General features: G+C 55.7%; 16 protein-coding genes and 1 pseudogene. 9 read left to right on the top strand and 8 right to left on the bottom strand.

Features of this window, described 5'->3' with window-relative positions; all coding sequences use genetic code 11:
• Positions 1-61 precede the first annotated feature (61 nt).
• On the bottom strand, positions 62-3,682 hold the full coding sequence (locus tag GSQ86_RS11735) for a carboxypeptidase regulatory-like domain-containing protein (protein WP_158750112.1): 3,621 nt from the start codon (positions 3,680-3,682) through the stop codon (positions 62-64).
• Between the two features lie 341 nt (positions 3,683-4,023).
• Here GSQ86_RS11735 and GSQ86_RS11730 point away from each other — a divergent pair, with 341 nt between their 5' ends.
• The 7 genes from GSQ86_RS11730 (at position 4,024) to GSQ86_RS11700 (ending at position 15,408) form a co-directional block, all read left to right on the top strand.
• Positions 4,024-5,019 carry a substrate-binding domain-containing protein gene (locus tag GSQ86_RS11730; RefSeq protein ID WP_158750111.1) on the top strand — a complete coding sequence of 332 codons (996 nt, stop codon included), beginning with the start codon at positions 4,024-4,026 and terminating at the stop codon, positions 5,017-5,019.
• On the top strand, positions 5,016-7,160 hold the full coding sequence (locus GSQ86_RS11725; protein ID WP_158750110.1) for a sensor histidine kinase: 2,145 nt from the start codon (positions 5,016-5,018) through the stop codon (positions 7,158-7,160). The genes GSQ86_RS11730 and GSQ86_RS11725 overlap by 4 nt, the downstream gene beginning before the upstream one ends.
• On the top strand, positions 7,150-7,959 hold the full coding sequence (locus tag GSQ86_RS11720) for a response regulator (protein ID WP_158750109.1): 810 nt from the start codon (positions 7,150-7,152) through the stop codon (positions 7,957-7,959). Before GSQ86_RS11725 ends, GSQ86_RS11720 begins: the two co-directional genes overlap by 11 nt.
• Before the next feature lie 438 nt (positions 7,960-8,397).
• A complete protein-coding gene (locus tag GSQ86_RS11715) occupies positions 8,398-10,446 on the top strand; it encodes an alpha-L-arabinofuranosidase C-terminal domain-containing protein (protein ID WP_158750108.1) in 2,049 nt (682 codons plus the stop codon).
• A 526-nt stretch (positions 10,447-10,972) separates the two neighbouring features.
• Positions 10,973-12,136, top strand: a complete 1,164-nt coding sequence (locus GSQ86_RS11710; RefSeq protein ID WP_158750107.1) for a sugar MFS transporter — start codon at positions 10,973-10,975, stop codon at positions 12,134-12,136.
• A 60-nt stretch (positions 12,137-12,196) separates the two neighbouring features.
• Complete coding sequence (locus GSQ86_RS11705; RefSeq protein ID WP_254062320.1) at positions 12,197-13,810, top strand: phospholipase C; 1,614 nt, start codon at positions 12,197-12,199, stop codon at positions 13,808-13,810.
• An 11-nt stretch (positions 13,811-13,821) separates the two neighbouring features.
• On the top strand, positions 13,822-15,408 hold the full coding sequence (locus tag GSQ86_RS11700) for a multicopper oxidase family protein (RefSeq protein WP_254062319.1): 1,587 nt from the start codon (positions 13,822-13,824) through the stop codon (positions 15,406-15,408).
• Between the two features lie 45 nt (positions 15,409-15,453).
• Here GSQ86_RS11700 and GSQ86_RS11695 read toward each other — a convergent pair whose 3' ends face one another.
• The gene (locus GSQ86_RS11695) at positions 15,454-16,467 is read right to left on the bottom strand and encodes a carboxypeptidase regulatory-like domain-containing protein (protein ID WP_158750106.1); all 1,014 of its coding nucleotides are present in this window, start codon (positions 16,465-16,467) and stop codon (positions 15,454-15,456) included.
• Between the two features lie 146 nt (positions 16,468-16,613).
• Between GSQ86_RS11695 and GSQ86_RS11690 the strand changes: the two genes are divergently transcribed.
• Entirely contained in the window at positions 16,614-18,047 is a 1,434-nt protein-coding gene (locus GSQ86_RS11690; protein ID WP_254062318.1) for a glucoamylase family protein, read from the top strand.
• 94 nt (positions 18,048-18,141) lie between these two features.
• On the opposite strand, the gene GSQ86_RS11685 is transcribed toward GSQ86_RS11690, so the two are convergent.
• From GSQ86_RS11685 to GSQ86_RS23475, 5 genes and pseudogenes are all read right to left on the bottom strand, one after another.
• Positions 18,142-19,335: a zinc-dependent alcohol dehydrogenase gene (locus tag GSQ86_RS11685; RefSeq protein ID WP_158750105.1), complete on the bottom strand. Its 1,194-nt coding sequence runs from the start codon at positions 19,333-19,335 to the stop codon at positions 18,142-18,144.
• A gap of 13 nt (positions 19,336-19,348) precedes the next feature.
• Positions 19,349-20,050, bottom strand: a complete 702-nt coding sequence (locus tag GSQ86_RS11680) for an SRPBCC family protein (protein WP_158750104.1) — start codon at positions 20,048-20,050, stop codon at positions 19,349-19,351.
• 523 nt (positions 20,051-20,573) lie between these two features.
• Positions 20,574-21,494: a sensor histidine kinase gene (locus GSQ86_RS11675; RefSeq protein WP_158750103.1), complete on the bottom strand. Its 921-nt coding sequence runs from the start codon at positions 21,492-21,494 to the stop codon at positions 20,574-20,576.
• A gap of 228 nt (positions 21,495-21,722) precedes the next feature.
• Positions 21,723-22,430, bottom strand: a complete 708-nt coding sequence (locus tag GSQ86_RS23480; RefSeq protein WP_254062327.1) for an ATPase domain-containing protein — start codon at positions 22,428-22,430, stop codon at positions 21,723-21,725.
• A gap of 263 nt (positions 22,431-22,693) precedes the next feature.
• Positions 22,694-23,272, bottom strand: a pseudogene (locus tag GSQ86_RS23475) (ATPase domain-containing protein); the annotation flags it as partial.
• Between the two features lie 211 nt (positions 23,273-23,483).
• Between GSQ86_RS23475 and GSQ86_RS11665 the strand changes: the two are divergent.
• The gene (locus tag GSQ86_RS11665; protein ID WP_254062317.1) at positions 23,484-24,626 is read left to right on the top strand and encodes an ATP-dependent DNA ligase; all 1,143 of its coding nucleotides are present in this window, start codon (positions 23,484-23,486) and stop codon (positions 24,624-24,626) included.
• Here the strand turns inward: GSQ86_RS11665 and ligD are convergent.
• Entirely contained in the window at positions 24,613-25,935 is a 1,323-nt protein-coding gene (gene ligD / locus GSQ86_RS11660) for a non-homologous end-joining DNA ligase (protein WP_158750102.1), read from the bottom strand. The genes GSQ86_RS11665 and ligD overlap by 14 nt on opposite strands.
• Positions 25,936-25,944: the final 9 nt, after the last annotated feature.

Raw genomic sequence — 25,944 nt, 5'->3', positions numbered from 1 at the left:
GGGAGGCTTTCAAGTACGGAAGGAAGCGGCAGCGATGCCACTTCCTGTTGGCTCAAGCCACTTAGAAGTTGATTCTTCCAGTAACCTGAATATTGCGAGGGTTTGTCAACGTTCCGTTCGGCACACCGAACAGATTGTCGTTCGGCGCTACGTCCGGAATATTGAAGGTATGCCGGTTTAAGGCATTCAGCAGCTCGAACTTCAACTGAAACACGATATTCTCGTGAATCGTTGTGTTCTTCAGGATGCTGATGTCCTCGTTGTAATAGGCTGGGGTGCGCACTTCTCCGGTCACGCGAGGCATGTCGCCCAGCGAAAACGCGCCATATTCACCGCGATTCGCCACCGCATTCTCGTCGAGGAATGCGCCTCCATTTGGCTGACGAATCGTGTCCAGGTTGAACAGGGCATTCGTACTCGGATTGGCAGTCTGCGCGCCAATTGGATTGATGGTTCCCTGATGATACGCAACACTCTTCAAATCCGAGGCCGGAACGCGATCGAAACGAATGGAGTTCTGGAAGCCCGGAATCCCGGTCGCGCAGCAGAATGATATCGGCTGGCCCGACATGTACCGCTGTACCGCGCCAACTTCCCATCCGCCAACTACGTAACTGGCGATTCCATGATTCAGCCACGTCTTGCCATGGCCGAACGGCAGTTCATACAACCAGCTCAAAACCACCGTGTGCGGAACATCCTGCGCGCTGACTGCTTTCTCATCGTGCAGGTTATTCACATTCTGAACCTGGGCCACGCCTACACCATTGTTCGGCAACAGACTGTCGGAGTTGGTAATCGACTTCGACCATGTATAGGAAACCATCAGGTTCAGGCCGTCGCGGAAACGCCGCTCCAGTGAAGTCAGCAGCGCTTCGTAGCTGGACATGCCGACGTTCTGCAGGCAGCAGCCGCTGTCGATGTAGTCGTATTGCGGGAAGGGACGCAGTGCGCGCTGTACCTGCGCTCCATGCCACAGATCATTGAAGCCGGTGAACGGCTGGTTTACCCCGACTGTATTGCCAACCACCTGGTCGTTCAGGTGATTGCCCAGCGAGAAATATTTCTGGTCGATATTGTTGATGTTCTGAATGTTGGAATGTAGATTCTGCGCTTTGTTCCCTACATATCCAACCGTCATAATCAGATCCTTGGCAACTTCCTGCTGGATCTGCATCGTCCATTCGCTGACCATGGCAGGACGGCCATATTGCTTCTCAATGTAGGAGCCAGAGACAGCCTGACCGTTAAATATGCCCGGATCGAGATTTGGAGGCTGAGGGAACGCTGGATACCCATTGTCGATCGTGAAGGACGGGTCGAATCCGTTATCCGGGAAGCTAGGATTGGCGCGATAGCCGGTGTTCATGCTGCCGCCGAAATCCGAATACTGCAACGGTCCGAACATAATGCCCGCACCGCCGCGGAACACAGTCTTGCCCTGCAGCGAAGAAGGCGAATAAGCAAATCCCACGCGCGGAGCAATGTCCTTGTAATACGTATCGGCCCAAGCCGTATTGCAGCCATTGCAGGTCGTGCCGAAGACCAGCGCACCCGGAACGTTGAATTCAGGATCATTGGCCGTCGGATCGAAATTCGAAGTGAAGTCCTTCGCCTCGTGGCGCGGCAGATCTACATCCCAGCGCACGCCCAGGTTCAGCGTCAGGTCTCTGCTCACCTTGAAATCATCCTGAGCAAAAATCCCGTAGTACCAGGAGGTCCAGCGCGACTGGTGAGGAATAATGCTCTGGCTGCCGCCGCAGGCAAGGCCCAGCATCTGGCTGGCAAAGCCGTAACCGTCCGCTATACCCGCCGCCGAAGCTGTCTCATTGCCGCAGAAGTTAAGCACCGGACTGTTTCCGTCGATAGGCGAATACTGCTGCCAGCGAAGATCGACGCCGTAAGACATGCTGTGGCGACCCTTTTCCCAGGCAACGCTTTCATTCAAGCGCATTCCATTGTCTACGTTGTCATCATTCTGTGCAGGGTTTCCAAGATTGACGACGTTTCCGTTTGTAATCTGCGGAAAGTTCATCGAATCGGCGTTGCCGATACCGAGTTGCTCCGTCCAGTTCACCTTTGCAAAAAGCGCCTGGGCATAGTTGATGCTGTTACTGCGGTTGGTGCCGAAATTTAGATGGTTCAGCAGAGTAGGGCTAAAAGAGTAGTCCCACCCAAAGCGTCCGAAATGAGTGATGAAATCCTGCTTCCACGTATTCGGATCCACAGGGTCGGGAATTAAAGGATTGCCACCGGAGGTCCGGTTGTTTTCGCGAGTGTTGTAGGAACCCCACAGCTTATTTCTGTCAGAGAGGTTCGCGTCGATGCGGACGGTGTAAGTCGTGTTATTGATCGGAATCGTGCTGGGATAGACAAAGTTGTTGAACTGCTGATCATTCGTCGGCAGCGGATAGTAGTTCATGATGTTCACCGCAGCCGGGCTGAAACGGCTGGGATCGATCTTGTTTCCCGGGAACTGATCGCGGCATGCGACTGGGCCGTTTGGAGTCGCTACAGTCCGTTCAGTCGTCGGATCAAAAATTTCACCCTGGTAAACCGGAGCGTTGCCCTGGCATGGGTTCGTTCCTACCGGCGCTAGATCGGTCCTGTACAGCAGGGGGTTGGAGAAATCGCCGTTGCGCATGGCTACGGTAGGAACGTTGCTGGTGTTGGTCGCGCCCACGTTATAGGCAAGCTGCTCCCAACTGAAAAAGAAGAAGAGCTTGTCTTTACCGTTGAATACTTTCGGTATCCATACCGGACCGCCAAGCGTGCCGCCGTAGTCGTTCTTCTTATCTTCTGGCGTTACATACGTAGATCTGCAGGCTGGCGTATTGTTACTCCCGCTGCAGTAGTATGCCAGGTCGCCGTTATTGAACCATGTGTTTGCGTCCAGATCTTCATTCCGGTAGAGCTCATACGCGGTGCCGTGAAAGCTGTTCGTACCGCTCTTGGTCACAAAATTTTCGATGCCGCCTGTCGTGCGCCCATACTCAGCCTGAGGCAGCGCGGTCGTGATTTTGAATTCCTGCAGCGCTTCAACCGATGGCGCTTCTTCGTCGAATGACGATCCGTTCTCGCTGCGTTGCTGGCTGGCTCCGTCAATCAGCACTTCGTTGCCATAGTTCTGGCCGCCTGCAATCTTCGAAAGAAAAATTCCGTTATTGCTGTTCGCCGTGCCCGGCCCCGTTGTGCCCGGCAGCAGGAATTCGAATGCTTCCGGAGATCGCAGCGCGCCTACGCCGCCAAGCGCCAGTGGGAGCTCCACAATCTGTTTGCTTGAAACTATGCCGCCAATATCCGACGACTCCGTCTGGATCGTCGGTGCGTTCGCATCCACCGTGACCGTCTCAGCAGCGCCGCCGGCCTGAAGGGTCACGTCGAGCGCCGTAATCTGCTGGATCTGTACCTGCACGCCGGTCAATACCGAGCTCTTGAACCCGGCGGCGGATGCCGTTACGTCGTAGCTGCCGAGCGGAAGCTCCGGAAAACGGTACTGTCCGGCGGAAGTGGAAACTGCCGTCGAAACATCGCCCGTTCTCTGATTTTTTGCCTGGATATTCGCCCCGGGAATAACCGCGCCTGTGGAATCGGTGACTGTCCCAGCCAGGCCGCCGCGCACCGTCTGCGCCATCACCATTCCCAATGGAATAGTCAACATGCACAGGCAAGCAATTGCCATGTGTCTCCAGATATTCCTTCGCATCTCTTCCTCCTAACAAATTGTTGTTGCTCTGGCTGAAACTTCACGTGTTTTAAGTCCGACGTTGTCCTGGAAATCGCCTTCTCTGATCGGTAAGCGCTTCCATCGAGTTTGTTTGCTTCTACCAGGAGAATTTAAAGATGTTCGTCTTTTTGGGTAACCGCTTCCATCGTGTCTGGAAACGCTTACATTCTCGGTACTGTTGATATAAAACATGGATAACGATTGTCAACTGTTTTCTGATCGATGACACTGCATGGCGGAATATTCAGTAAAAAGAAGCCTTGTGCCTGATCGGATACACTTCGTATCACCCTCGCATGATGAGAACTCAAGCAGGATATGCGGCCTGGAAGCTGCGCCAAGGCTGTCTTTGGTGCTGCGCATGGCTTTTTCTGGCAGGCATTGCAGCATGCAAACGGCAATATACCGTTGCCGTCATTCCCCGCACCACCGCCTTCACTATCTGGGAAGCGGCCCACGCCGGCGCGCAATTTGCCGCTGCCTCGTCTGACATTCAGGTGTACTGGAACGCCCCGGCAAGCGAAGACGATATCCAGGAGCAGGCTGCGCTCGTTGACCGCGTCATCGATCAGCACTACGAGGGATTGATCCTCGCACCCGATCAGCCTCTCGCCCTTATGTCGCCGGTGGAGCGTGCATTGCAGAACGGCATCCACACCGTGATCATCGCATCATCGCTGCTCATTCCACCGCGCCAGAACCTCGCCTATATCGTCAACGACGATGAGGCCAGCGGGCGCATGGCGGCTATGCGCATTGGAACCATCCTCAACGGTCATGGACGCGTCGCCGTCCTCGGAGTCAACCCGCAATCGCTCAGCGAGCTCACCATCCTCCACGCCTTTGAAAGCACCCTCGAAGCAAACTTCCCCGGCATCGTCATCGCCGACCGCCGCACCGGTACCCACAACATCACCGAAGCCCAGCAGATCGCCGAAGAAGTGCTCAACACGCACCGCGATCTGAACGCCATCTTCACCCTGTCAGCCATCGCCAGCTACGGAGCCGTCAATGCACTTCAGTCCGAAGCATCCACCGACGCTATCAAGCTCGTTGGCTTTGAACAAAGTGTCGAGCTGGCTAACCAGATACGCAGCGGAGTCGTCGACTCGCTCATTGGCGAAGACACCTACGAGATGGGCTACCGCGCCATGAAGCTGCTGGCTGCCAACCGCGACACCACTCTTCCCTCTCAGGAGATCAAGCTGCAGCCCGTGCTCCTCACGCGCGAAAATATTGATTCGCCGCAGGTCCGCCAGCTCGTCAATATGGATTGGGGACGCACTCCATGACCCCGCGCTCTCATTCCTTTCTACGAAGCCGCGTCTTCTTTCTCGCGTGCATCGCCCTGCTGCTCGCCGCTGCGATTGTTCTCTATCTGCGAAGCCCCTGGCGTGGTCTCCCGTACCACGACACCTTCGCCTCCGGCCAAACCGACGAATGGACTCCCTACTCCGGCAATTGGAGTCTCGCCGACGGCGCCGTCAAAAACGACTCCAGCGACCGTGGCGCAAAATTCGCCACCGGCTCTTCGTACTGGCGCGATTACTCCGTCGAAGCCGATATGCTGCTTCTCGGCGGAGGCGACGCCGGACTCATCGTCCGCGCCAGCGATATCGAGCGTGGCGTCGACTCCTACAACGGTTATTACGCGGGCCTCCGCACCACCGACCAGTCGCTCCTGCTGGGCCGCGCCGAGCATGGATGGATCGAGTATCCCCCGGTAAAGATGCCCGGCGGCGTCAAAGAGGGCACCTGGTATCACCTCAAGATCGGAGCCTTCGGCTGCAGCATCAGCGTATCTGCAACCGCCATCGGCACAAATAACGAAGCCACCATAACCGCTCACGATCCCCACTGCTTCACGCATGGCAGCATCGCCCTGCGCTCCATGGTTGCCGGAGGCATCTGGCGCAACCTGCGCGTCGAAAAACTCTCGCGAGAAGAAGCCGCCCTGCTGGCCAGCGCAAAAGCCCCATCCAAGATGGCCCTCTACCCCACGAACCAGGGGAGCACGCAGGCCGAGCCTCCGCCACCCCATCCTCCGGAAGCGCCGCACACCGTACCACTCCAATCCATCCAAAGCCTGCGCCTCTTCTCTTCCACGCACCCGGCCCGGGCCCGCATCCACGGCTCCGTCATTCTTACCAACCCGCTTTACATTCAGGATTCAACAGGCGGCGTCCAGGTCGATCTCAAGCAGCCCGCCTCATTGCGCGTCGGCGATGAAGTCGAAGCCCAGGGCGACGTCTATCCGCACGGCCTCACCGCCACCCTCCGCAACGCGACCTTCGCCTCGCTCAGCGGAGTTCCGCCCAACCCGCCGCTCTCCATCACAGCCGACCAGGCCGCCACCGGCGCCTATCACGCCATGTTCGTCGAAGTAGAAGGAGACCTCTATCGAAGATTCCGCTTTGCTGACGGTGCAGCCGTGCTCGAAATGAGCGACGGCGCGCAGATCTTTCGCGCCATCGCCACTTCCCCCGCGACCACCTCGGCTTTCCAGGCGCTCCAGCCCAGAAGCCTCGTCCGCTTGCGCGGAGTCTGCCTCGTCGATGCCACTCACACGCAAAACACCGTTCCCTTCGTCCTGCTCGTCAGCTCTACTGAAGACATAAAAGTCCTCGTCGGACCGCCCTGGTGGAGCATGGAGCACATCATCATCCTCGCCTTCACCATGCTCGGCCTCGGCTTCCTCGTGCATCTCGTCTACAGCCGCGCAGAAGAGTGGCGGCTCCGCGCCGTCATCGACGAGCGCGAGCGCCTCGCTCACGAAATCCACGACACCCTCGCGCAGAGCTTCGCCGGCATCGGCTTCCAGCTTCGCGCCATCCGCAACCGCATCTCGAAGAGCAACACGCCGCTCCAGAACGAAATCATCCTCGAGGAGCTCAACCGCGCCAGCGATCTCGTGCGCCACAGTCACGACGAGGCACGCCGCAGCATCACCACCCTGCGCCCCGACGCCACCGAAGCCAACGGTCTCATCACCGCCCTCGAACAAACCGCGCGTCAGATGGTCGGCCGGGCACCCGTCGTCATAGAAGCCAATGTGGAAGGAGAAGCGCAGTCCATCCCCTTGCGCGTTCTCGATAGCCTCTTCCGCATCGGACAGGAATCGATCGCCAACGCCATCCAGCATGGCCATCCAAGCCATCTGCTCATCAAGGCAATCTACGCCGCATCCGGCATCCGCCTCATCATTGAAGACAATGGCAGCGGCTTCACTCCCAAGCCTGAATCCGACGGCTTCGGCCTCACCGGCATTCGCCGCCGCGCCGAGGGTATCGATGGCACCCTCGAAATCCACACCACGCCCGGCACCGGAACGCGCATCATCGTCGACGCGCCCATTCCAAAAGACAAGCGTCCCTTCTGGCGATTCGCATATGATGATGGTGACGGCCAGGAGCCTCGAAATCATGCCTCGTGAAGGCGCAAATTCAATCCGCATCCTCATCGCCGATGATCACCCCGTAGTACGCGCCGGACTCGCCGCCATGCTGGCGACCTACCCCGATCTTGAAGTGGCCGGCAGCGTTTCCGACGGCCGACAGGCCATCGCACTCGCCGCCACAACCGATATCATTCTGCTCGATCTCCGCATGCCCACCATGACCGGCTTCGAAGTGCTGCGCGAGCTGCGCCAGCAGAAAGATGCCCCGCGCGCCATCGTCCTCACCACCTATGAAAGCGATGAAGACATCTATCAGGCCATCCGCGCCGGCGCCCACGGCTATCTGCTCAAGGCCTCTTCTGAAGAAGAGATGATCGAAGCCATCCACGCCGTCCACGCCGGCGGACGCTACTTCCCTCCTCACATCGCAGCGCGCTTCGCCGACCGTGTGCCCCGCGCCAACCTCGATTCGCGTCAGGCCGGAATCCTCGACCTCATCGCCGACGGGCTCACCGACGAAGAAGTAGCTCAGAAGCTGCACACCAGCGTAGCCGGAGTATGGCAGCATCTCAACGCCATCATTGAAACCCTCGAATCGACCAGCGAATCTGAAAGCGAAACCGCAGCTCCGGGCCGCCGCGCCACCATCGCCGACATCGCCCGCCGCGCAGGCGTCTCCATGGCCACCGTCTCCCGCGTCCTGCACAACAAAGGCAAACACACTGAAGACACACGCCGCGCCGTCATGCGCGTCGTCCGCGAATACGACTTCCAGCTCAACAGCACCGCCGCCTCCCTCGCCATGATGCGCAACACCCCCGGCTCCGAAAACTAGGCACCTGAAAATATAAGAGGAAAGCAAAAAGAACTGTCCTCCTAAGCAAAGCGACCGAACGCCGGGTGCCGGGTGCCCCATCCTTTCGCGATTTTGCGAAAGGGTGGGAAAGCAAAACTCTCAATTAAGACAAGCCAGTAAGCCTGAAGGATAAAAGCACCGGGCTGGGCCCATCATCTCGCGCAGTTTGCGAGTCGCAGGGAATGGGAAGCAGCGAAACTTGTTTCTAATGCCGTCATCCTGAGCGAACCCTGAGCGCCCGAAGTTTACTTCTAATGCCGTCATCCTGAGCGGAGACTCACGAAGTGAGTCGCAGTCGAAGGACCCGCAGCGAAGCTGCTTCTCCGTCCGCGCAAAGCGCGCACCTCCCTTTGGTCAACCACCAACCAAACCGTTTATAGTGTTGGAGCATTCCAGAAAGACTTCCCGGAGGCATTTTTGAAACACAGAATTCCGATCTCCCGGCTACTGCCTGTACTCGCATGTGTAAGCGCTTCCATCTTCACCGCTGCTCAAATCACCGTCAATCACCCCATCCCTCCCACGGCCACCATCCAGGTCGACGCCTCAAAAACAGCCGGAAGCGAAATTCCCCGCACCATCTTCGGCAGCTTCCTCGAACCCATCGGCAATTCGACCTACAACGGCCTCTGGGCAGAGATTCTCCAGAACCCCAGCCTCGAATCCGGCATGTGGAGCGCCGGAAACGTCACCCGCATGCTGCATGACGATCCGGCACTCACCCGCGCCTCGCAACTCGGGCTGCCACTGCCGTGGGAGCCGCTCAATTACGGCCAGGGCAATCGCTATGAACTCCGCTATGGCAGCGCAGCAAATTCCTGGCGCTCCCTCGTCATCATGGGATTGCCCGATCAGCCAACCGGCATTCGTCAGCGCGTCTATCTCCCCGTCCATCGCACGCTCGACTACGTTGGCAGCCTCTACGCGCGCCACCTCAGCGGCCAATCTGGACTCACGGTCTCGATTCGCCCGCATGACAGCAGCGAAGTCCTCGCCACCGCGCACATCGACGCCGCTTCCGATCAATGGACGAAATACAACTTCACCTTCCAGCTAAAAGAAGGCCAGATTCATCGCCTCGATCCTGCCGACTTCGTGCTCGAAGTCGAAGGCGACGCCATGATGGAAGTCGATCAGTTCTCGCTCATGCCGAAGGACGCGCTCGACGGACTCGACCCCGATGAAGTGGCGATGGCCAAAGCCATGGAGACGCCGCTCCTGCGCTACGGGGGCAACTTCACCTCGTCCTATCACTGGAAAGATGGCATCGGCCCGCGCGACAAGCGCGTCAGCATGCTCAACGTCGCCTGGGGCATTCCCGAATACAACACCTTTGGCACCGACGAGTTCCTGCACTTCTGCGATCTGATTGGAGCGGAGCCGCAGGTCGCTCTCAATCTCGGCAGCGGCACTCCCGAAGAAGCAGCCGAGTGGGCGCGTTACATCTACGCGCACGGGCACAAGCACAGCGGCCTCACCTGGGAATTAGGCAATGAGCTATGGGGCAGCTGGAACGTCGGCTATCCCACCCTCGAACAACTCGCCCCACGCACCGCCGCCTTCAGCAAGGCCCTTCGCGCCGTCGATCCCGATGCGAAGCTCATCGCCACCGGTCAGGACCCTGACAATTACAGCAAGTGGAACGCCACCCAGCTCACCAATCCCGCGGGAACGTTCGACTATCTCTCCACCCACTTCGTCGTCACCAACACTGACACGCGCACCCCGCACGCCGACAACGACTTCATCGCGCAGGCAGCCTTCGCCCTGCCCATCGGCCTTGAAGAACGCCTGAAGACCATGCAGGAGCAGATCAATCAGAATCCGGCCTTCGCCAACAAGGCGCACATCGCCTTTACGGAATGGCTCTTCATCGGTCACCAACCCGGCACGCCGAGCTTCGCGAATATGGGCGGCGCCATCGACACCGCCGGCTTCTTCAACATGCTCATGCGCAACACTTCCATCGTTCCCATCTCTGACATGACCGGCGTCATGGAGTTCGCCGGAATCTGGAAAAAACGCAGCCAGGTCTATGCCGCGCCCGGCTACTGGGCCTTCCGCATGTACTCCACCGCGCACGCCACGCGCCCGGTCTCCGTTCAAACCGATGCAGGCAGCTACTCCGTCCAGCACGGCGTTGGCCGCATCCCCGATATCGCCAACGTGCCCTACCTCGATGTCGTCGCCGCATTGAACGAGAAGGGCGACGCCCTCACCCTCTTCTGCGTCAACCGCAGCCTCGACACCGATATCCCCGCCAACCTTCGCGTCTCCGGCTTCACTTCTGGCGCCAAAGCGGAAGTAAAAACGCTGCAAGGAAGCAGTATTGGCGATGAAAACGACGAAGACGAACCCGATCGCGTCACTCCGGTGACAACCGAAGGCCAGGTGTCAAAAGACGGCCTGCACCACGTCTTCCCCCACGAAAGCATCACCGTCATCACCCTCCACCGCAAAGGATGACCAAACGCCGACAGGCTGGCGCGCGCAAAAAGCCGGGTGCCGGGTGCCCCATCCTTTCGCGCGTTTTGCGAAAGGGTGGGAAGCAAACACTCCAAACACTGACATTCGGCCAAGCAAATAAGCTACCCGAAATCAGGCAGGAAGAGCCGGGCTTTTCATACCCGGAAAAACGCGTGTCAAGCCCCCTCTAACCCACAATCTTCCGTAAATCACTGACACCACTACATAATCGTGACAACAATCAATGGCAGAGAATTACCGCATAAAAAGCTAAACTGAAACTAGGACATAAAACCGACAGCAGAACAGGACCCCCCGCTAAGTGACTGAAAACACTAGAACGGACCTAACCTAAACAGAATCAGCAGCATAGCGTGGGATGATCCCCCGCTAAACTATTGAAAACAAATGAAACGGAGCCCCCCGAGGAGGGGGAGGGGTAAAACCCCCGGCACATGCGATACGATGGCACGGGACCGCCATATTGCCGAATTTCCCGGCGAAACGGCCTCTCCGGAAAGTGGGCATGGGAGTTCCAGCGAGAGATAACAACAAGCCACCGGTTGCGCTGATCGCCAGCTTGTATTTTGGCTTCGTCCTCACCGGCATTGGCACCAATCTGCTCGGCTGCGTACTTCCAGCGCTGAGCCACGCATGGGGATTGAGCGACAGCCACTCCGGCTTCCTCATCGCCGCGCAGTTTGCAGGCTCTTCTTCCGGCTCGATCTTTGTGCAGTCTCGCCTCTATCGCAGCCTCATCGGCGGATACGTCGTGCTCATCATCAGCGCTGTGCTGGTCGCGCTCTGTCACGGATACCTTGCGCCAGTTCTTTTGTTCTGCTTTGGCCTTGGCCTCGGCTCGTCGATGACCTCCACCAGCATGATCATCGCCAGCATCTATCGCGCAAAGCGCGGTTCCGTGCTCTCATCGCTCAACGCTGTCTGGGGACTCGGCGCTGTTCTGTGCCCCGGCCTGGCTACACTATGGGAGCGCGATCACGCCTCCATCACCATCTATACCGGGCTGGCTCTCGCCGCCGTATTGCCGCTGATTTTCTTCGTCATCGAATTTTCCAGCCTCTCCGCCGTGCGCCATGAAACCAGCGTCCTCGAGACTCGCGGCGCGCGATGGTCGTTGCTGATACCGCTGGCCGTCTTCGCCTTTCTCTACGTTGGCGTCGAGTCTTCCGTTAGCGGATGGATGATGACCTACATCGGCCGCCTGCTCCATTCCGGCGGACTCTATGCGCCCATCGTGACTTCCCTCTTCTGGATCGCGCTTCTCGCCGGAAGATTTGCAGCGCCCGTTGTATTGCGGCGCGTCACCGAAACCCAACTGCTGATGTTCTGCGTCTGTGCGCTGATCGCGAGCAACGCTCTGCTGCTTATCAGCCAAACGCCGGCCATGAGCATCACCAGCGCAACACTCTCCGGCCTCATGATGGCACCGATCTTCCCGCTGTGCCTCTCGAAGGTGCTCGCGATTACCAGCCGTCCATCGGAATCGAAGTGGGTCTTCGCCATCAGCGGCCTCGGCGGCGCAGCACTTCCGTGGCTCACCGGACAGATCGCCACCATGCGCGGCTCCTTACGAACCGGGCTGGCGGTCCCACTCATAGCCTCCTGCATCATGCTCCTCCTGCAACTACGCACGCAGGCGAGAATCGAGCGAAGCGAGGTCAAGGTTTGAATGTGCAGCGATGAAGTTGATAGCGTAAGAATAAGAACCAGCGCACGAAAGGAAAGAATATTGTTAAAAGCTTCTCTGGCAATCGTGGGAGTGCTTCTGACGACATCTGCCATGTATCAGGCCCAGGCGATTCAGCCGAAAGATGCCATCAAGCACATCGTCGTCATCTTTCAGGAGAACGTCTCGTTCGACCATTACTTCGCCACCTATCCGCATGCTGTGAATCCGTCAGGAGAACCAGCCTTCACGCCCCTTCCCGGAACGCCATCCGTCGAAGGATTATCAGGTGATCTGCTGACGAAGAACCCGAACTTCCTGAACGAGGAGAACGGCGCGGGACGCGCCAATCCATTTCGACTGCGCCGCGATCAGGCCGTCACCGCCGACCAGGATCACGGCTACCGCGCCGAACAACTCGCCTTCAACAACGGCAAGATGGATCTCTTTCCCAAGTCGGTTGGCCATGCGGACGGTCCTCGCGTGCCCGGTGAGAAATCCGGCGTAGCCGCCACCAGCGGGCTAACAATGGGCTACTTTGACGGCAACACCGTCACCGCTTATTGGAACTATGCCCAGCACTTCGCCATGAGCGACCACCAGTTCGACGTAGAGTTCGGCCCATCGACACTGGGAGCCATCAACCTGGCCTCAGGCCAGACAAACGGTGTTGTGAATGACCAGAATGCACAGGGCGGAATCGTCGACGATGGCAACGGCGGGTACACACTCATCGCCGACCCGCTCCCATCGGGCGACTTCTGCTCCAGCACCTCCGACTCGCTCGTCCATATGACGAGCCGCAACATTGGAGACATGCTGACCGCAGCCAACGTCTCATGGGGATTCTTCCAGGGTGGATTCGACCTGACCGCGGTGAACCCAAACGGCACAACAGGCTGCCGACGCAGTTCGAAGTCGCTGGCCGGCTTCTACACACGCGATTACCTGCCGCATCACGAACCATTCCAGTACTACAAGTCGACAGCCAACCCTCTGCATGTTCGACCGAAGTCTGTAACCACCATCGGCACAAATGCCGACGGAACCGCGAACCATCAATATGACGCGCACGACTTTGTCGATGCTGTGAAGGCAGGCAATTTCCCCGCTATCGCCTTTCTTAAGGCGCCTGCTTACGAGGATGGTCACGCAGGTTATTCCAGTCCACTGGATGAACAGAAGTTCGTAGTCGAAATGGTCAACCTCATTCAGCAGCAGCCGGAATGGAAGAACACCGTGATCATCATTGCCTACGATGACTCCGATGGCTGGTATGACCATCTGATGGGTCCAACCGTAAACGGCTCTGAGTCGAAGCTGGATCAATTGAATGGTGCAGGGAAATGCGGCAATGGTTCGACCGCTCTGGGAGGCGTCGATGCCAGGACGAAGCATGCCTACGGACGCTGCGGATTCGGCCCGCGGCTCCCGTTGCTGGTGATTTCACCATGGGCGAAGCCGAACTACGTAGACCACACCGTGACCGATCAGACATCCATTCTCCGCTTGATTGAAGATATCTTTCTGAGTGGAAATCGGATTGGCCAAGGTTCGTTCGATGCCAGGTCCGGCTCGCTAAACAGCATGCTCGACTTCAGTAAAAACAAGCCGCAGAATACGCAGCCATTGATCGTCGATCCGGAAACCGGTCTCGTCAAGACTAAGGGGAATTAGGTAGTGATTCCGTGCTGACACGCAGAGAATTAATAAAGCGGTCAGGTTTCGCCGCCGGAAGCATTCTGCTGAACAGGCATGCGAAGGGCTCAGCAATGCACGCGATGCAGCGCCCAAGAACGTTGGACGCGATGAAGCTGCAGCCTTTCGTCGATCCTCTGCCGCTGCCGGAACGCATGCTTCCAACCGGACGACGCTCCTCAGCCATCCCCGGCGCTGACAACGCACCTTATTACAAAATTGGAATACGCAGCATTTCATGGAAGCTGCATCGCGATTTGCCGGCTTCGCAGATATGGAGTTATGGCAGCAGTGGAGCACCCGTTCTCTTCGAATCCAGGAAGGACGAAGGTGTACTGATCGACTGGTGGAACGAATTGCCGGACAAGCATTTTCTGCCTCTGAACTTCCCTATCCATCAGATGCCCGACGCTCCGCCGACTCGCACTTCCACACACCTGCACGGTGCGCGGGTGCCGTCGATCAGTGATGGCTATCCGGAAGATTGGTATGGCCCAGGGAAAAATAAGCTGTGCTTTTATCCGAACCATCAGGATGCCACAGCCCTCTGGTGTCACGATCACGCGATGGGCGTGAGCCGATTGAACATCTTTGCCGGACTGATGGGTTGGTATCTCCTGCGGGACGAGGTTGAGGACAGTCTAGGCCTCCCCTCCGGCAAGTACGAATTGCCGCTACTTATCTATGACCGCAGCTTCGATCCGCAGGGCCAACTGTATTATCCGTATCCACCGGACGAAGGAGCCTGGGCGCAGGAATATCTTGGGGATGCCATGGTGGTGAATGGCAAAGTGCAGCCATATCACGATGTGGAAGCGCGAAGGTACAGGCTGCGCATTGCAAATACGGCGAACTCACGCTTCTTTTCGCTCGCGTTTTCCAATGGCTTGAGCTTTCAGGTCATCGGCTCAGATCAGGGATTACTTGACATGCCGGTCGAGTTGAATCGGCTGGTGCTATCGCCATCGGAGCGCACCGATATTGTCATCGACTTCAGCCAGTCACGCGACGAAAGTGTTCGACTCATCAGCGATGCGTTGCAGTTGATGGAGTTCCGCGTGAGCAGAGAGAAAACGCTTGACGAGAGCCGCGTACCAAAAACACTGCACCCGATAACGCGGATTGCTGAGAGCCAATCCATTCGTACCCGCGAGATGACTTTGAACGAATATGACGGCGATAACGGTGAGCCGATGGTGATGCTGCTTAACCGCAAACATTGGGCCGATCCGGTGACCGAGATCGTAAAGCTGAATTCGACAGAAATCTGGAGTCTCATCAATCTCACGCAGGATACGCACCCCATCCACCTGCACATGGTGCGCTTTCAGGTTCTCGATCGCCAGAGCTTTGCAACTTATGATTACTTGTCGAATGAACAACTGACATTCACGGGCGAAAAGATAGCTCCCGCCGCACACGAAATGGGTTGGAAAGATGTGGTGCAATGCCCTCCGGAAATGGTGACGCGCATCATCGTTCCATTCAAAGGATATGCGGGCAGATATCTATGGCATTGTCACATCCTTGAACATGAAGCCAATGACATGATGCGCCCTTACGAGGTAATTGCCTGAGAAGCGTGATGCCGCCCCTGCTCGCAGCATATTTATGTACCGCGATCAGAATCTATAGTCCGGCTTGAGCTCACAACGGTAAACGGCGGTTTTTTCTTTGTCCGTACCCGTTCGGACATTGCAGACGGCCCAGCTTAAATTAAGATCCGGTCCAAGTGGAAATACCATCGGGGAACCATTCACTTCCGCCTCAAGACTCACGCCTTCCTGAGTGGGAGGCAGAGTAAAGTTCAACGCCCTGCCAAAGATGACAGGGTACAGTTCGCGGACATTGGAACTGATTGCCGTGTGAAAGACCTCAGCTTCCATCAGGAAGGTAGCTGTGTCCGACCAGTTCAAAGCTGAGACGTGAATGTTGCGTCCGCCATGAATAAATCCACTTGAGTCAATCCGCGTAAATGGACACGGCCCGGCGATACAAGAAGCCCGTACACTTCCAAAGGCGTTGTCCGCTCCAGCATCCAGCATCGCAGATGCGGACGACGCTTTCCACTTCCCGTCCGGTGAACACAGAGATTGATGATCGCAGGGCACATTGCCTTCATTGACCACCTGAAACGTCTTGACCGCACTCCCTACATTGGTTTCCGTTCGGGAATTGATCGTATATCTCACTCGAACATTGGAGACCACTGTTTCGGGACGACTCGATCCGGCTGTTTTCATGTTGGTAGAGAGCGGAACCATTTTCGCTACATACAGGATGTTTTGAGTTCCTAATCTTCCTGTTTGCACATTCAAGTCGAGGGGCTCGTAAGACGAATGCCGGAAGGTTACCGTAACAGGCTTTCCAGACAGCACTCCCTTCTGCAGAACAACCTTGAAGTATCCCGAGGCATCGGACCGCGTCACGGCAGTTTTCACCCCGTCCGATGCTGTTATCACCACATCGGCTATAGGCAGTTCTTTTTTTGAATCAACATCGCGCTGGATCACAGCGCCTTCAATCGGTATCGACTGCCGCACATAGATCGATTTCAAGCGGTGCACGTGCAATAACAGTAGAGTTACGACGACTGCTGTAACCGCGATGACCGTCCAGACAATTTTCTTCCCCATTATGCAATCCCGGCGAACAAACAGGTTGGACGCTTAACTCATAGTAAATGCCGCCCATGGCAAGTCTTATCATGCATCCGTGCATCTATTATTCAATGCAGGGGCATTGCCGGTAACTGATTGCCAGCCAAAAGTGGATGGACTGAATGAGCATGGATGAAAGTGTCGATGAAACAAGCGAATGCAACGAAGTACAAAGTCGCAAAATAGTCGACAGACCCATCAGCCATACTTCCCGACGTCACCTGCTGCGCCAGATCGCTGGGGTTTCTGTCGGTCTGCCGCTGGCACAATCGAAATTTTTACCTGTGTTGGCACAGACAGCCGCGCAACAGCAACCGGATCGAAAGCGTGAAGAGGCAAAATCGGTTTCTGGGCAGGCTAATTTCTCGCCGGAAGATGAGCAGTTTCTGGATGACCTGCAACGTAGAACGTTTCTCTACTTCTGGGAGCAGGCCAGCCCGCAGACCGGCCTGATTAAAGACCGCTGCAATGTGCGGGTGGATGACGCCAGCGTGGTTGCCAGCATCGCATCGATCGGCTTTGGTCTGACCGCAATATGCATCGCAGAAAAGCGCGGCTTTGTTTCCCACCAGGACGCGCGAGTGCGCGTGATTACGACGCTCGCCTTTCTTTGGAAAACACTGCCCACACATCGCGGATTTTTCTATCACTTCGCCAACATCAACACGGGCGAAAGAATCTGGGATTCTGAAGTCTCTTCTGTCGATACCGCGATATTACTTTGCGGCATTCTTACCTGCCGGCAGCATTTTCGCGATCGCGACATTAGCCAACTCGCGAAGGCTATTTTTGACCGCGTGGACTGGACCTGGCTCTCGGAAGACACGGCACTGCTGCCTCTCGGTTGGACACCTGAATTTGGATTTCTTCCTAACAAGTGGGACTACTACAGCGAATTAATGATGATTTATCTGCTAGGGATGGGTTCTTCCAGGCATCCACTGCGGCCTGAGGCATGGTTGGCTTGGAAACGAACAACTTTTGAGTATGACGGCATGCGCTACATAGGCTCGTTTGCGCCCCTCTTTGTGCATCAATATTCCCAGGCCTGGTTTGATTTTCGTTATAAACGCGACAAATACGCGGACTATTTTCAAAACTCGGCCATCGCCACCGATGTCCATCGGCGCTTTTGTATAGAACTCGGCAAAAACTTTCCCGATTACAGCGATGATCTCTGGGGTATTACCGCCTCAGATTCCGACAAAGGCTACGTTATCTGGGGTGGCCCTCCGGCCATGGGCCCTATTGATGGGACAGTGGTACCCGCCGCTGCCGGGGGTTCGCTGCCGTTTCTTCCGGATGCCACTTTACGCGTTCTGAAAAATATAAAAAATCGCTACCCACAAGCCTGGACCCCCTACGGCTTTGTGGATGCCTTCAATCCGCTAAAAAAATGGTATGACACTGACATCGTCGGTATCGATGCTGGAATCATCATGCTTATGGTGGAAAATGCGCGCACTGCATTTGTTTGGGAAACCTTTATGAAAAACCCCGAAGCGCAACGCGGAATGACCAATGCAGGCTTTAAGAGCTATCCACCGCCTAAGTAGATTTGTCCATGGAGTCTAATGCGATGGAATGAAACAGGCCTGCAATCTCAAAATCGAGATCGCAGGCCTGGTCGTTTAAAGCCCTATCGACTAATTACGCCGCTCTTTTTTCCATCCATGGATCAATGACAATCTTCGTCACTTTTTCTTTTTTGTCCCGCCAGATCTTGTACATCTCTGGAGCTTCATCCAGCGTAATGCGGTGAGAAATGATATAGCTCGGATCGATCTGACCACTCTCAATTCTTTCCAAAAGCGGCTTCATGTAATTGTGCATATTGGTTTGACCCATCTTCATCGTGATCCCCTTGCCAAACGCTGCCCCAAAGGGCACTTTATCTAACAAACCGCCATACACGCCCGGGATAGACAAAGTTCCACCCTTCCTCACCGCTTGAATTGCCTGCCGCAGCACACTCGGTCTGTCCGTCTCCATCATCAGAGCGGTTTTAACTTTATCGTATACGCCCTGTAGCTGAGCCGAATGCGCCTCGAGTCCGACGGCATCAATGCAGCTGTCTGGTCCAACTCCGCCTGTAAGATCTTTCAGGGCGGTCAACACACTTACATCTTCATCTGAATAATTAACTGTGATGGCACCCAAACTCCGGGCTAATTCAACTCTCTCTTCTAATCTGTCAATCGCAATCACGCGAGCTGCGCCGAGCATGAAGGCGCTCGCAATTGCAAATTGTCCCACCGGCCCGCACCCCCACACGGCAACCGTGTCACCTGGTTCGATCTGCGCGTTTTCCGCCGCCATATATCCGGTTGGAAAGATATCCGAAAGAAACAGCACTTTCTCATCAGGCAGGTCGCTTTCGATTTTCAGAGGCCCAACATTCGCGAACGGAACGCGCGCATACTGTGCCTGCCCACCTGCATAACCGCCCATCATGTGGGAATATCCGAAGAGGCCCGATCCCGAATATCCATATGCCGCTTCCATGAGATGTGCGTTGGGATTTGTGTTGTCACAGGCTGACCAGATTTTCTTTTTACAGAAGAGGCAATTGCCACAGGCGATGGTAAACGGCACTACGACGCGATCGCCCCGCTGAAGATTAGTAACTTCCGGGCCGACCTCCTCTACAATTCCCATAAACTCATGGCCGAGAATATCACCTGATTCCATTGTCGGAATGAAGCCATCATAAAGATGCAGATCGGACCCGCAGATCGCTGTACGCGTAATTTTTATGATTGCATCGTGAGGATTTAACAGTGCGGGGTCCGCTACCGTCAAAGTTTCAACTTTTCCTGTTCCCATCCAGCAAACAGCCTTCATAATTCCTCCATTTTCAGCTTCTCGGTAATAGGTGAGGCCGTATCTTCCTTAAGCAAGGATCCAATTCAACTTGCAAGGCGATCGCTTCCCGGCGCGTTTTTATGTTCTCGCCGTAAGCTGATCCCTTCATCTTTCCAATCATTCCGCGATCCTCGTGCGGTTGGCCCTGCGTTCTTGGGATTTCGCCTGTCTCTAAGAGCGCCTTGAAGTGACGAAGATTTTCAATGATCGCCTGTTTGGGGCTGCGCCCGACTAGCGTTTCCCATGCACTCGTCATTTTTCCCATGCGAAACTCTTGCAGCACCGTCACCATGGTTCCTCGACCTCCAGGCGCGTTTTCAAAAATCACCTCGCCTGCGTTCTCCGAGTCGCCGCCAATTGAGCGCCATGCGATTCGTTTTCCCGGCTCATCAGCCAATATTTCGGAGTCCCACTCAATCGTCTTCCCTCTCGATTCCATCACCCAACGAGAGGTGGTCGGCCCCGTTGCAGTAACCTGCGTCAACTCTTCCTGCCAGAGGGGAGCGGCTTCAACGTTCCGCCAAACCGTGTATAACTCCTCTGCATCCGCCTGCACCAATGCTGTTGTCCTAACCCAGATCTTTCCATCTTTGTCTTGCGGCGGTGGTATGTAACGCCCGTCTAAAAGGATGCCCGCACTTGCAGATACCGGCAGGCTCTCGGCATTCGGCTTTTCATTCAATGCATTTGACATAGGATCTCCTCAGCGTGTCGCGTGCAACGCCGATTCTTCAGGATCGTCAGCCTTCGCTTTCCGCAGACGTACTCAAGTAGACGCACAAATGAGAACTCGCGTGGCCTGGCGTTCTCAAAGGAAAGAAGGCCCGTCAAAACGGACCTCTTTTAGCAGATGACGCTCACTGGTGCGGGTACCGACAGCACTGAACAAAGACGAGTCGCATGGGCCCGCGTAAAGGGCGCTACCCAAACGTCTTGATGGGTTATTTAAGAATTCCTATATGTTCCGGTCCCCGCTTTATGAAAGCGGCACCCGGCCAGAAAAATATTAAGACCTATTACAAGTTTCTAGCAGGCCCTATCCCCCTTTTGCCGCGCACTTTACCCGGCAGGAATTTGTATCCTGCAGGAAGTAGGACGAGCCACGATCAATGCTGTTGGCAATGGCCATCCAAAAAAATTAGAAGTGAAGGATATTGTCAAGCCTGCAAAATGCCTGATGCCCTCTCAGGGCAAGATGCAATTTGGATTGCCTATCGTCAGGCCACGATGGGCATTTGAAGTGAGAAAGTTGTTCCGGTTATGTCGGAATCTGACCGGCTGCGTACAGTAATTTTCCATCCGTTTCTTTTTATAATCTCTTGCGTGACCCATAGTCCGAGCCCTGTCCCAGTTTCTCCCTTGGTACTGATGAATGGCTCAAATATCTTGGGCAAAAGATTGTGCGGGATTCCGGAGCCTGTATCGGCGATGGTGAGACGTACTCGCTCGTTACCATCCTGCCGACATGCTTTCTCTTTCGCGATGCGAATGCGTAGCCGGCCTCCGCTTTTCATTGCGTCGACGGCATTGCCGACAAGGTTCGCGAGAATCTGCCGCAACTCCCCGGCGCTCGAAAGAACCGAAACGGAAGGCGTAAGGACTTCAAACTCGACTGTTACATTCGCAGCTACCAGGCGCGAGTGGTAAAGAACGAGCACCGAATCCACGACGCTCGCGACATCGGTCTGCGCCAATTTATTAGGCTCCCGGTAGAAGCGGAGCGTCTGCTTCGTGATCTCAGTTACGCGGGCAAGCTCCTGATCAGCCTTGTCAAGGTATCCATTGATCATTTCCGGCGACTGGTTCATCCGTATGAGGTAGAGCAGATTGGTGACTGCTTCGAGCGGATTGTTGATCTCATGTGCAATGCTTGCTGCCAGACGCCCGGTAACCGCTAATTTTTCTGATCGAAGAAGCGCCTCCTGCGCATTTGCATACTGGAGAATTTGATCACGAATCTGATACTGCCTTTGACGTCCTCGCAGGGCGATCTCAAGAGTTCCCAGCAGTGTCTCTGGCCGAATTGGACGTTCAAGCAGAAAAAGATTGCCTAAAGGACGACGCAGCTGACGCAGCCGTTCACTCTCTATCGTGACACGACCCCGACTGTCAAAAGCAGTAACGGAAAATCCGACCACGACGGCTGTTCCCTAAGTAGATTAAGGATCTCGGCGACCGCATCGCCTGTGAGAGCCTCCTCAGAGATGATGGATGCCCCGGCTCCCTTCGCGACTTCAACACAAAGTGAGCGTACAGATCCGACCGGATAACCGAACAAAGCGCTCCGTTCGAGCAGGTTGACAATGAGATGACTGTCTTTCCCCGTCGGCGTTAACACGATCGTTCGCTGATCGAGCAGCGAGGTATTAGACACCAGCAACTGGAGAGCCCTCCACCGGGGAAGGCGATTCAATTGGTCGTGGCACTCCGGTCAGAACTCCTTCGTAATTTGTGAGCGGGGCACTCACGAAAATCCTGCCCTTGCCAAAAATAAGCTCGCGAATCGCCCTTTCGTGAGGACCACTACGCTTCTTTATCACCGACAATGCCTGCCGTATCTCACCCGCTCTTTCAAAATAGCGGAAGAGCAAGACAGTATCAGCGAGGTAACTCACATCGATCGGCGAAGTCATTGTTGTCCCGATGACGCCATATTGTGCCAGAGTAACAATGGTGGCAATGCCCTGCTGGCCTAGATAGGAAAACAGCTCATGTAGCTGCAGCGCTAGAAATTGCTCGTCAGGCATGGCGTTCAGCAGACCATTCATGCTGTCGATGACCATGACATGAAGCTTCTGGCCATCCACCAGCCCTCGAACCCTGGATACAAACTCGCCGGGAGAAAGTTCAGCTGGATCTACTTGCTGAATTTCGAGGAGCCCGCTGGCAACGTACGGCCGCGGGTTCATGCCCAGGCCGTCAGCACGGTTCAGTAGCGTTTCGACAGATTCATCAAACGCAAAGAAAACTGCTTTTTCGCCTCGCTGCGCGGCGGAAACTGCATAACGAAATGCAAGAGTTGATTTGCCACAGCCGGCAGGGCCAGTGAGAAGCGTACTTGTACCGGTATCGATGCCTCCGGCAAAGAGATCGTCCAGTTCCTGAATGCCGCTGGGTACATGCTTTCGTTCAAAGCCCGGTTTATGTTCTGCTGCGATGAGACGCGGATAGATCGAAATGCCGCCGGTGACGATTGTGTAATCGTGGAAACCTTCGCGAAATGATGTGCCACGCAGTTTGCGAATCTGGATTCGACGACGGTTGACCCCATAGTCACGGTCGATGTCTCCATTTGGATCACACCGTGAGCGATACTCTGAAGCTGCAAATCGTTCCCTCGTTCCGCGGTGCCGTCATCGATCAGGAGCACGGTGCAGTCGCGGCCGGAGAGATGCCGCTTTATGGCAAGAATCTGACGGCGATACTTCAAAGGATCGCGCGCCAGCATCCTGAGTTCAGAAAGTGAATCGAAAACAAGCCGCTGCGGTCGCACGGCGTCCACCTGTTTGAAAATCGAACTGACGGTATCCGCGAGTTCGACTTCAGAGGGATGAAAGACCGTGTATTGCGCTTCTGGCCCCAGATCATTCTCAGCCGGGATCATTTCAGCTATATGCAGAGCTCCCATCGACCATCCGTGAGATCTGGCGCTCTGCTCAAGTTCCTCTTTCGATTCGGAAAGAGTCACATAGAGCGTTTTTTCGCCTCGCCGTACGCCCTCGAGAAGAAACTGCAGAGCCAGCGTAGTTTTCCCGGTACCTGGATCCCCCTCGACCAGATAAAGATGACCTACAGGGAGACCACCGTGCAGGATGTCGTCAAGCCCATCGATACCCGTCACTAGTCGCTGCGTGAGGCGACTGTCTACTTGCAAAGAATTCTCGTCACCAAGAAAACCATCCTGCGAATCATTCATAATTACAGTCGCTCTATACTCCAAGGAATTCAACGATTGTCTGTTTTTCCAAAATATTTTTGATTAACTTTTTGCGGCACGCGGTTGCTTGAAACAAAAGCCTCATGCCAGAAATTGCCGACGTAAAAACCTCGACCGCATCCAAGAAAGCGACGGCGCAAAAAAAGAGATGAGCAGCGGCTGGCTGCGGGCCTGATGGAGAAGAGGAGTTATGGCAAAGATTGCTCCAAAAAAATCGGACGATGAAATAAATCTGGCGCTCAACATGTCGCTGCCTGCCAACCCGCCCATTCTGCCGATGCTCGCCAAACGCGTCTCGGAATTACCTTTGGGAGCAGACTGGATTTATGAACCGAAGTGGGATGGCTTCAGGGCACTGATATTCCGCGACGGCAATGAGATTCTGCTTCAAAGCCGCGAGCAGAAATCGCTGAATCGCTATTTTCCGGAATTGCTTGATCCGCTGCGCTCACAGTTGCCTGATCGATGCGTTCTCGACGGCGAAATCGTCATAGCAAATCGTGGCGCGCTGGATTTCGATGCTCTTCAACTGCGCATTCATCCGGCGGCATCGAGAGTAAAGCTTCTCAGCCATCAGATGCCGGCTTCTATCGTATTTTTCGATCTGCTTTCAAAGGACCACCACGATTTTAGAGAGAAGCCTTTCATCGAGCGGCGAAGCGAGCTGGAGTCCATTCTGTCGTCGGCCTCCCCGCCGCTGAATATCACTCCAGCGACCGATGATCCGAAGATGGCTCTGGATTGGTTTCGCCGTTTTGAGGGCGCTGGATTGGATGGCGTAATGGCGAAGCCGAAGAGCGGCGTTTATGAACCGGATAAAAGGGTGATGTTCAAGGTCAAGCACGAGCGCGATTGTGATTGCGTGGTTGCAGGCTTTCGCTGGTATCGGAAGGGCGACCGCCCTGCTGTAGGCTCGTTGCTGCTCGGCCTTTACGATGATGCGGGCTCGTTGCAACATGTCGGCGTATGCGGGAGCTTTCCTCTTGAAAAGCGTTATGAGCTGGTGAATTACCTGGCGCCTTATCGAGAGAATGCTCTTGCCGATCATCCCTGGAACAACTCGACGGATGACGAAACCGCAAGCGGTGATGGGCCGCAGAGAATGCCCGGTGGCCAAAGCCGCTGGAGCCAAGGCAAGGATCTCTCCTGGGAACCATTGCGGATTGAGCTGGTGGCAGAAGTCGCTTATGAGCACATGCAAAGCGGGCGCTTTCGACATATGGCGCAGTTTCTCAGATGGCGTTTCGATAAGCCTCCGAAGGATTGCACCTACGCGCAACTGGAAGTAGTGCCGCCGGAAGAGCTGATGGCTATCTTTCCTAAGAACCGGTAACTGCCTTCCGCTTTCGCGATGGACGCTCGGCGCGCTGCTTTCGCGTGGGATCATCGTCAGGATCGGGAGTCCCCTGATCCGGTCGCAGATCTTCCGGAACGTTGCGCAGGTTTACACGAACTCGTGTCCATGTAGAAGATCGGCCGCGCATGGAATCGATCAGCACATCTTCCACCGCTAAAAATTGGGCGGCTTTTGGATAGCTGGCTTTCCATCTTTCCAAACCGGCGATAGCGGCTGCTTTATCAGGCGAATTCGCTACAACCAGAAGCGGCATTTTTTCTCTTGGCTTTGTCGTCGCTTTTTTGGCGCGGGAGGGAGCTACTCGCGATTTCTCATCAGCCGTCTTTTTGAAGTGCGGAGGCCAGGGCGCGTCGCCCAGCCCTGCGGCGTCGTCTCTGGCTGCGAAATCCAGAAGCTTCTCCAGAGAACCTGCGTCGGAGTCCATGTTCGCATGCGGATCTCCGATTTCTGCGAAGCGCTTTGGCACCGTCAGCACAGTGAAATCGGCGGGGTCACACTCTGCCACTTCATCCCATCTGAGCGGAGTCGAGACGCGGGCATCAGGAAGCGGTCGGACCGAATATGCCGACGCAGTGGTGCGATCTTTTGCATTCTGGTTGTAATCGAGAAAGACGCCATGCCGCTCTTCCTTCCACCACTTCGAAGTGGCCAGAGCAGGAGCGCGACGTTCGATTTCACGCGACAGCGCGAGCGCCGCGCGGCGGACTTCGTCGAAGGTCCAGCGTGGCTCGATGCGCACGTTGATATGCATCCCGCGCGAACCACTCGTCTTGGGCCACCCGCGAAGCCCGAGCTCTTCGAGAAACGCATTCACCTCAAGAGCGACTCGCCGTACGTCTGCCCAGCCTATTCCCGGCCCCGGGTCCAGATCGATACGCAGCTCATCGGGGTGGTTCAGATCTTTGGAACGAATGGCGTGAGGGTGAAGCTCAATGCATCCAAGGTTGACGATCCATGCAAGACCCGCGGTATTTTCTACAACAAGTTCTTCGGCTGTCCTTCCCGAAGGAAACGATAGCGTCACGGTCTGGAGCCATTCCGGATGTTCGGAAGGTGCTCGCTTCTGATAGAAAGCTTCGCCTTCCGCTCCGTTGACGAAGCGTTTGAGTACGATTGGCCGGTCGCGAATGCCGTTGAGAGCCCCTGGTGCAACTGCAAGGTAATACCGCACGAGTTCGAGTTTCGAGAGCTTTACCTCTCTCGAAAAATAGAGCTTCCCGGGATGAGTGACGCGCACCTCGTAGCCATCGATCGAAAGTATCTCGACATCTTCCTGTTTGCTCACGGGATCTGT

Origin of the sequence: Acidobacterium sp. S8, assembly GCF_009765985.1 — a bacterium.
Lineage (GTDB): Bacteria > Acidobacteriota > Terriglobia > Terriglobales > Acidobacteriaceae > Alloacidobacterium.
This window is presented reverse-complemented; position numbering and strand designations above follow the sequence as displayed.

Excerpts from the sequence above, each read along its gene's own strand:
- GSQ86_RS11680 (WP_158750104.1), bottom strand. The coding sequence starts at position 20,050 with ATGTCAAATGCATTGAATGAAAAGCCGAATGCCGAGAGCCTGCCGGTA.
- GSQ86_RS11730 (WP_158750111.1), top strand. The coding sequence starts at position 4,024 with ATGATGAGAACTCAAGCAGGATATGCGGCCTGGAAGCTGCGCCAAGGC.
- GSQ86_RS11690 (WP_254062318.1), top strand. The coding sequence starts at position 16,614 with ATGAGCATGGATGAAAGTGTCGATGAAACAAGCGAATGCAACGAAGTA.
- GSQ86_RS11685 (WP_158750105.1), bottom strand. The coding sequence starts at position 19,335 with ATGAAGGCTGTTTGCTGGATGGGAACAGGAAAAGTTGAAACTTTGACG.
- GSQ86_RS11735 (WP_158750112.1), bottom strand. The coding sequence starts at position 3,682 with ATGGCAATTGCTTGCCTGTGCATGTTGACTATTCCATTGGGAATGGTG.
- GSQ86_RS11710 (WP_158750107.1), top strand. The coding sequence starts at position 10,973 with ATGGGAGTTCCAGCGAGAGATAACAACAAGCCACCGGTTGCGCTGATC.
- GSQ86_RS11725 (WP_158750110.1), top strand. The coding sequence starts at position 5,016 with ATGACCCCGCGCTCTCATTCCTTTCTACGAAGCCGCGTCTTCTTTCTC.
- GSQ86_RS11665 (WP_254062317.1), top strand. The coding sequence starts at position 23,484 with ATGGCAAAGATTGCTCCAAAAAAATCGGACGATGAAATAAATCTGGCG.
- GSQ86_RS11720 (WP_158750109.1), top strand. The coding sequence starts at position 7,150 with ATGCCTCGTGAAGGCGCAAATTCAATCCGCATCCTCATCGCCGATGAT.
- GSQ86_RS11695 (WP_158750106.1), bottom strand. The coding sequence starts at position 16,467 with ATGGGGAAGAAAATTGTCTGGACGGTCATCGCGGTTACAGCAGTCGTC.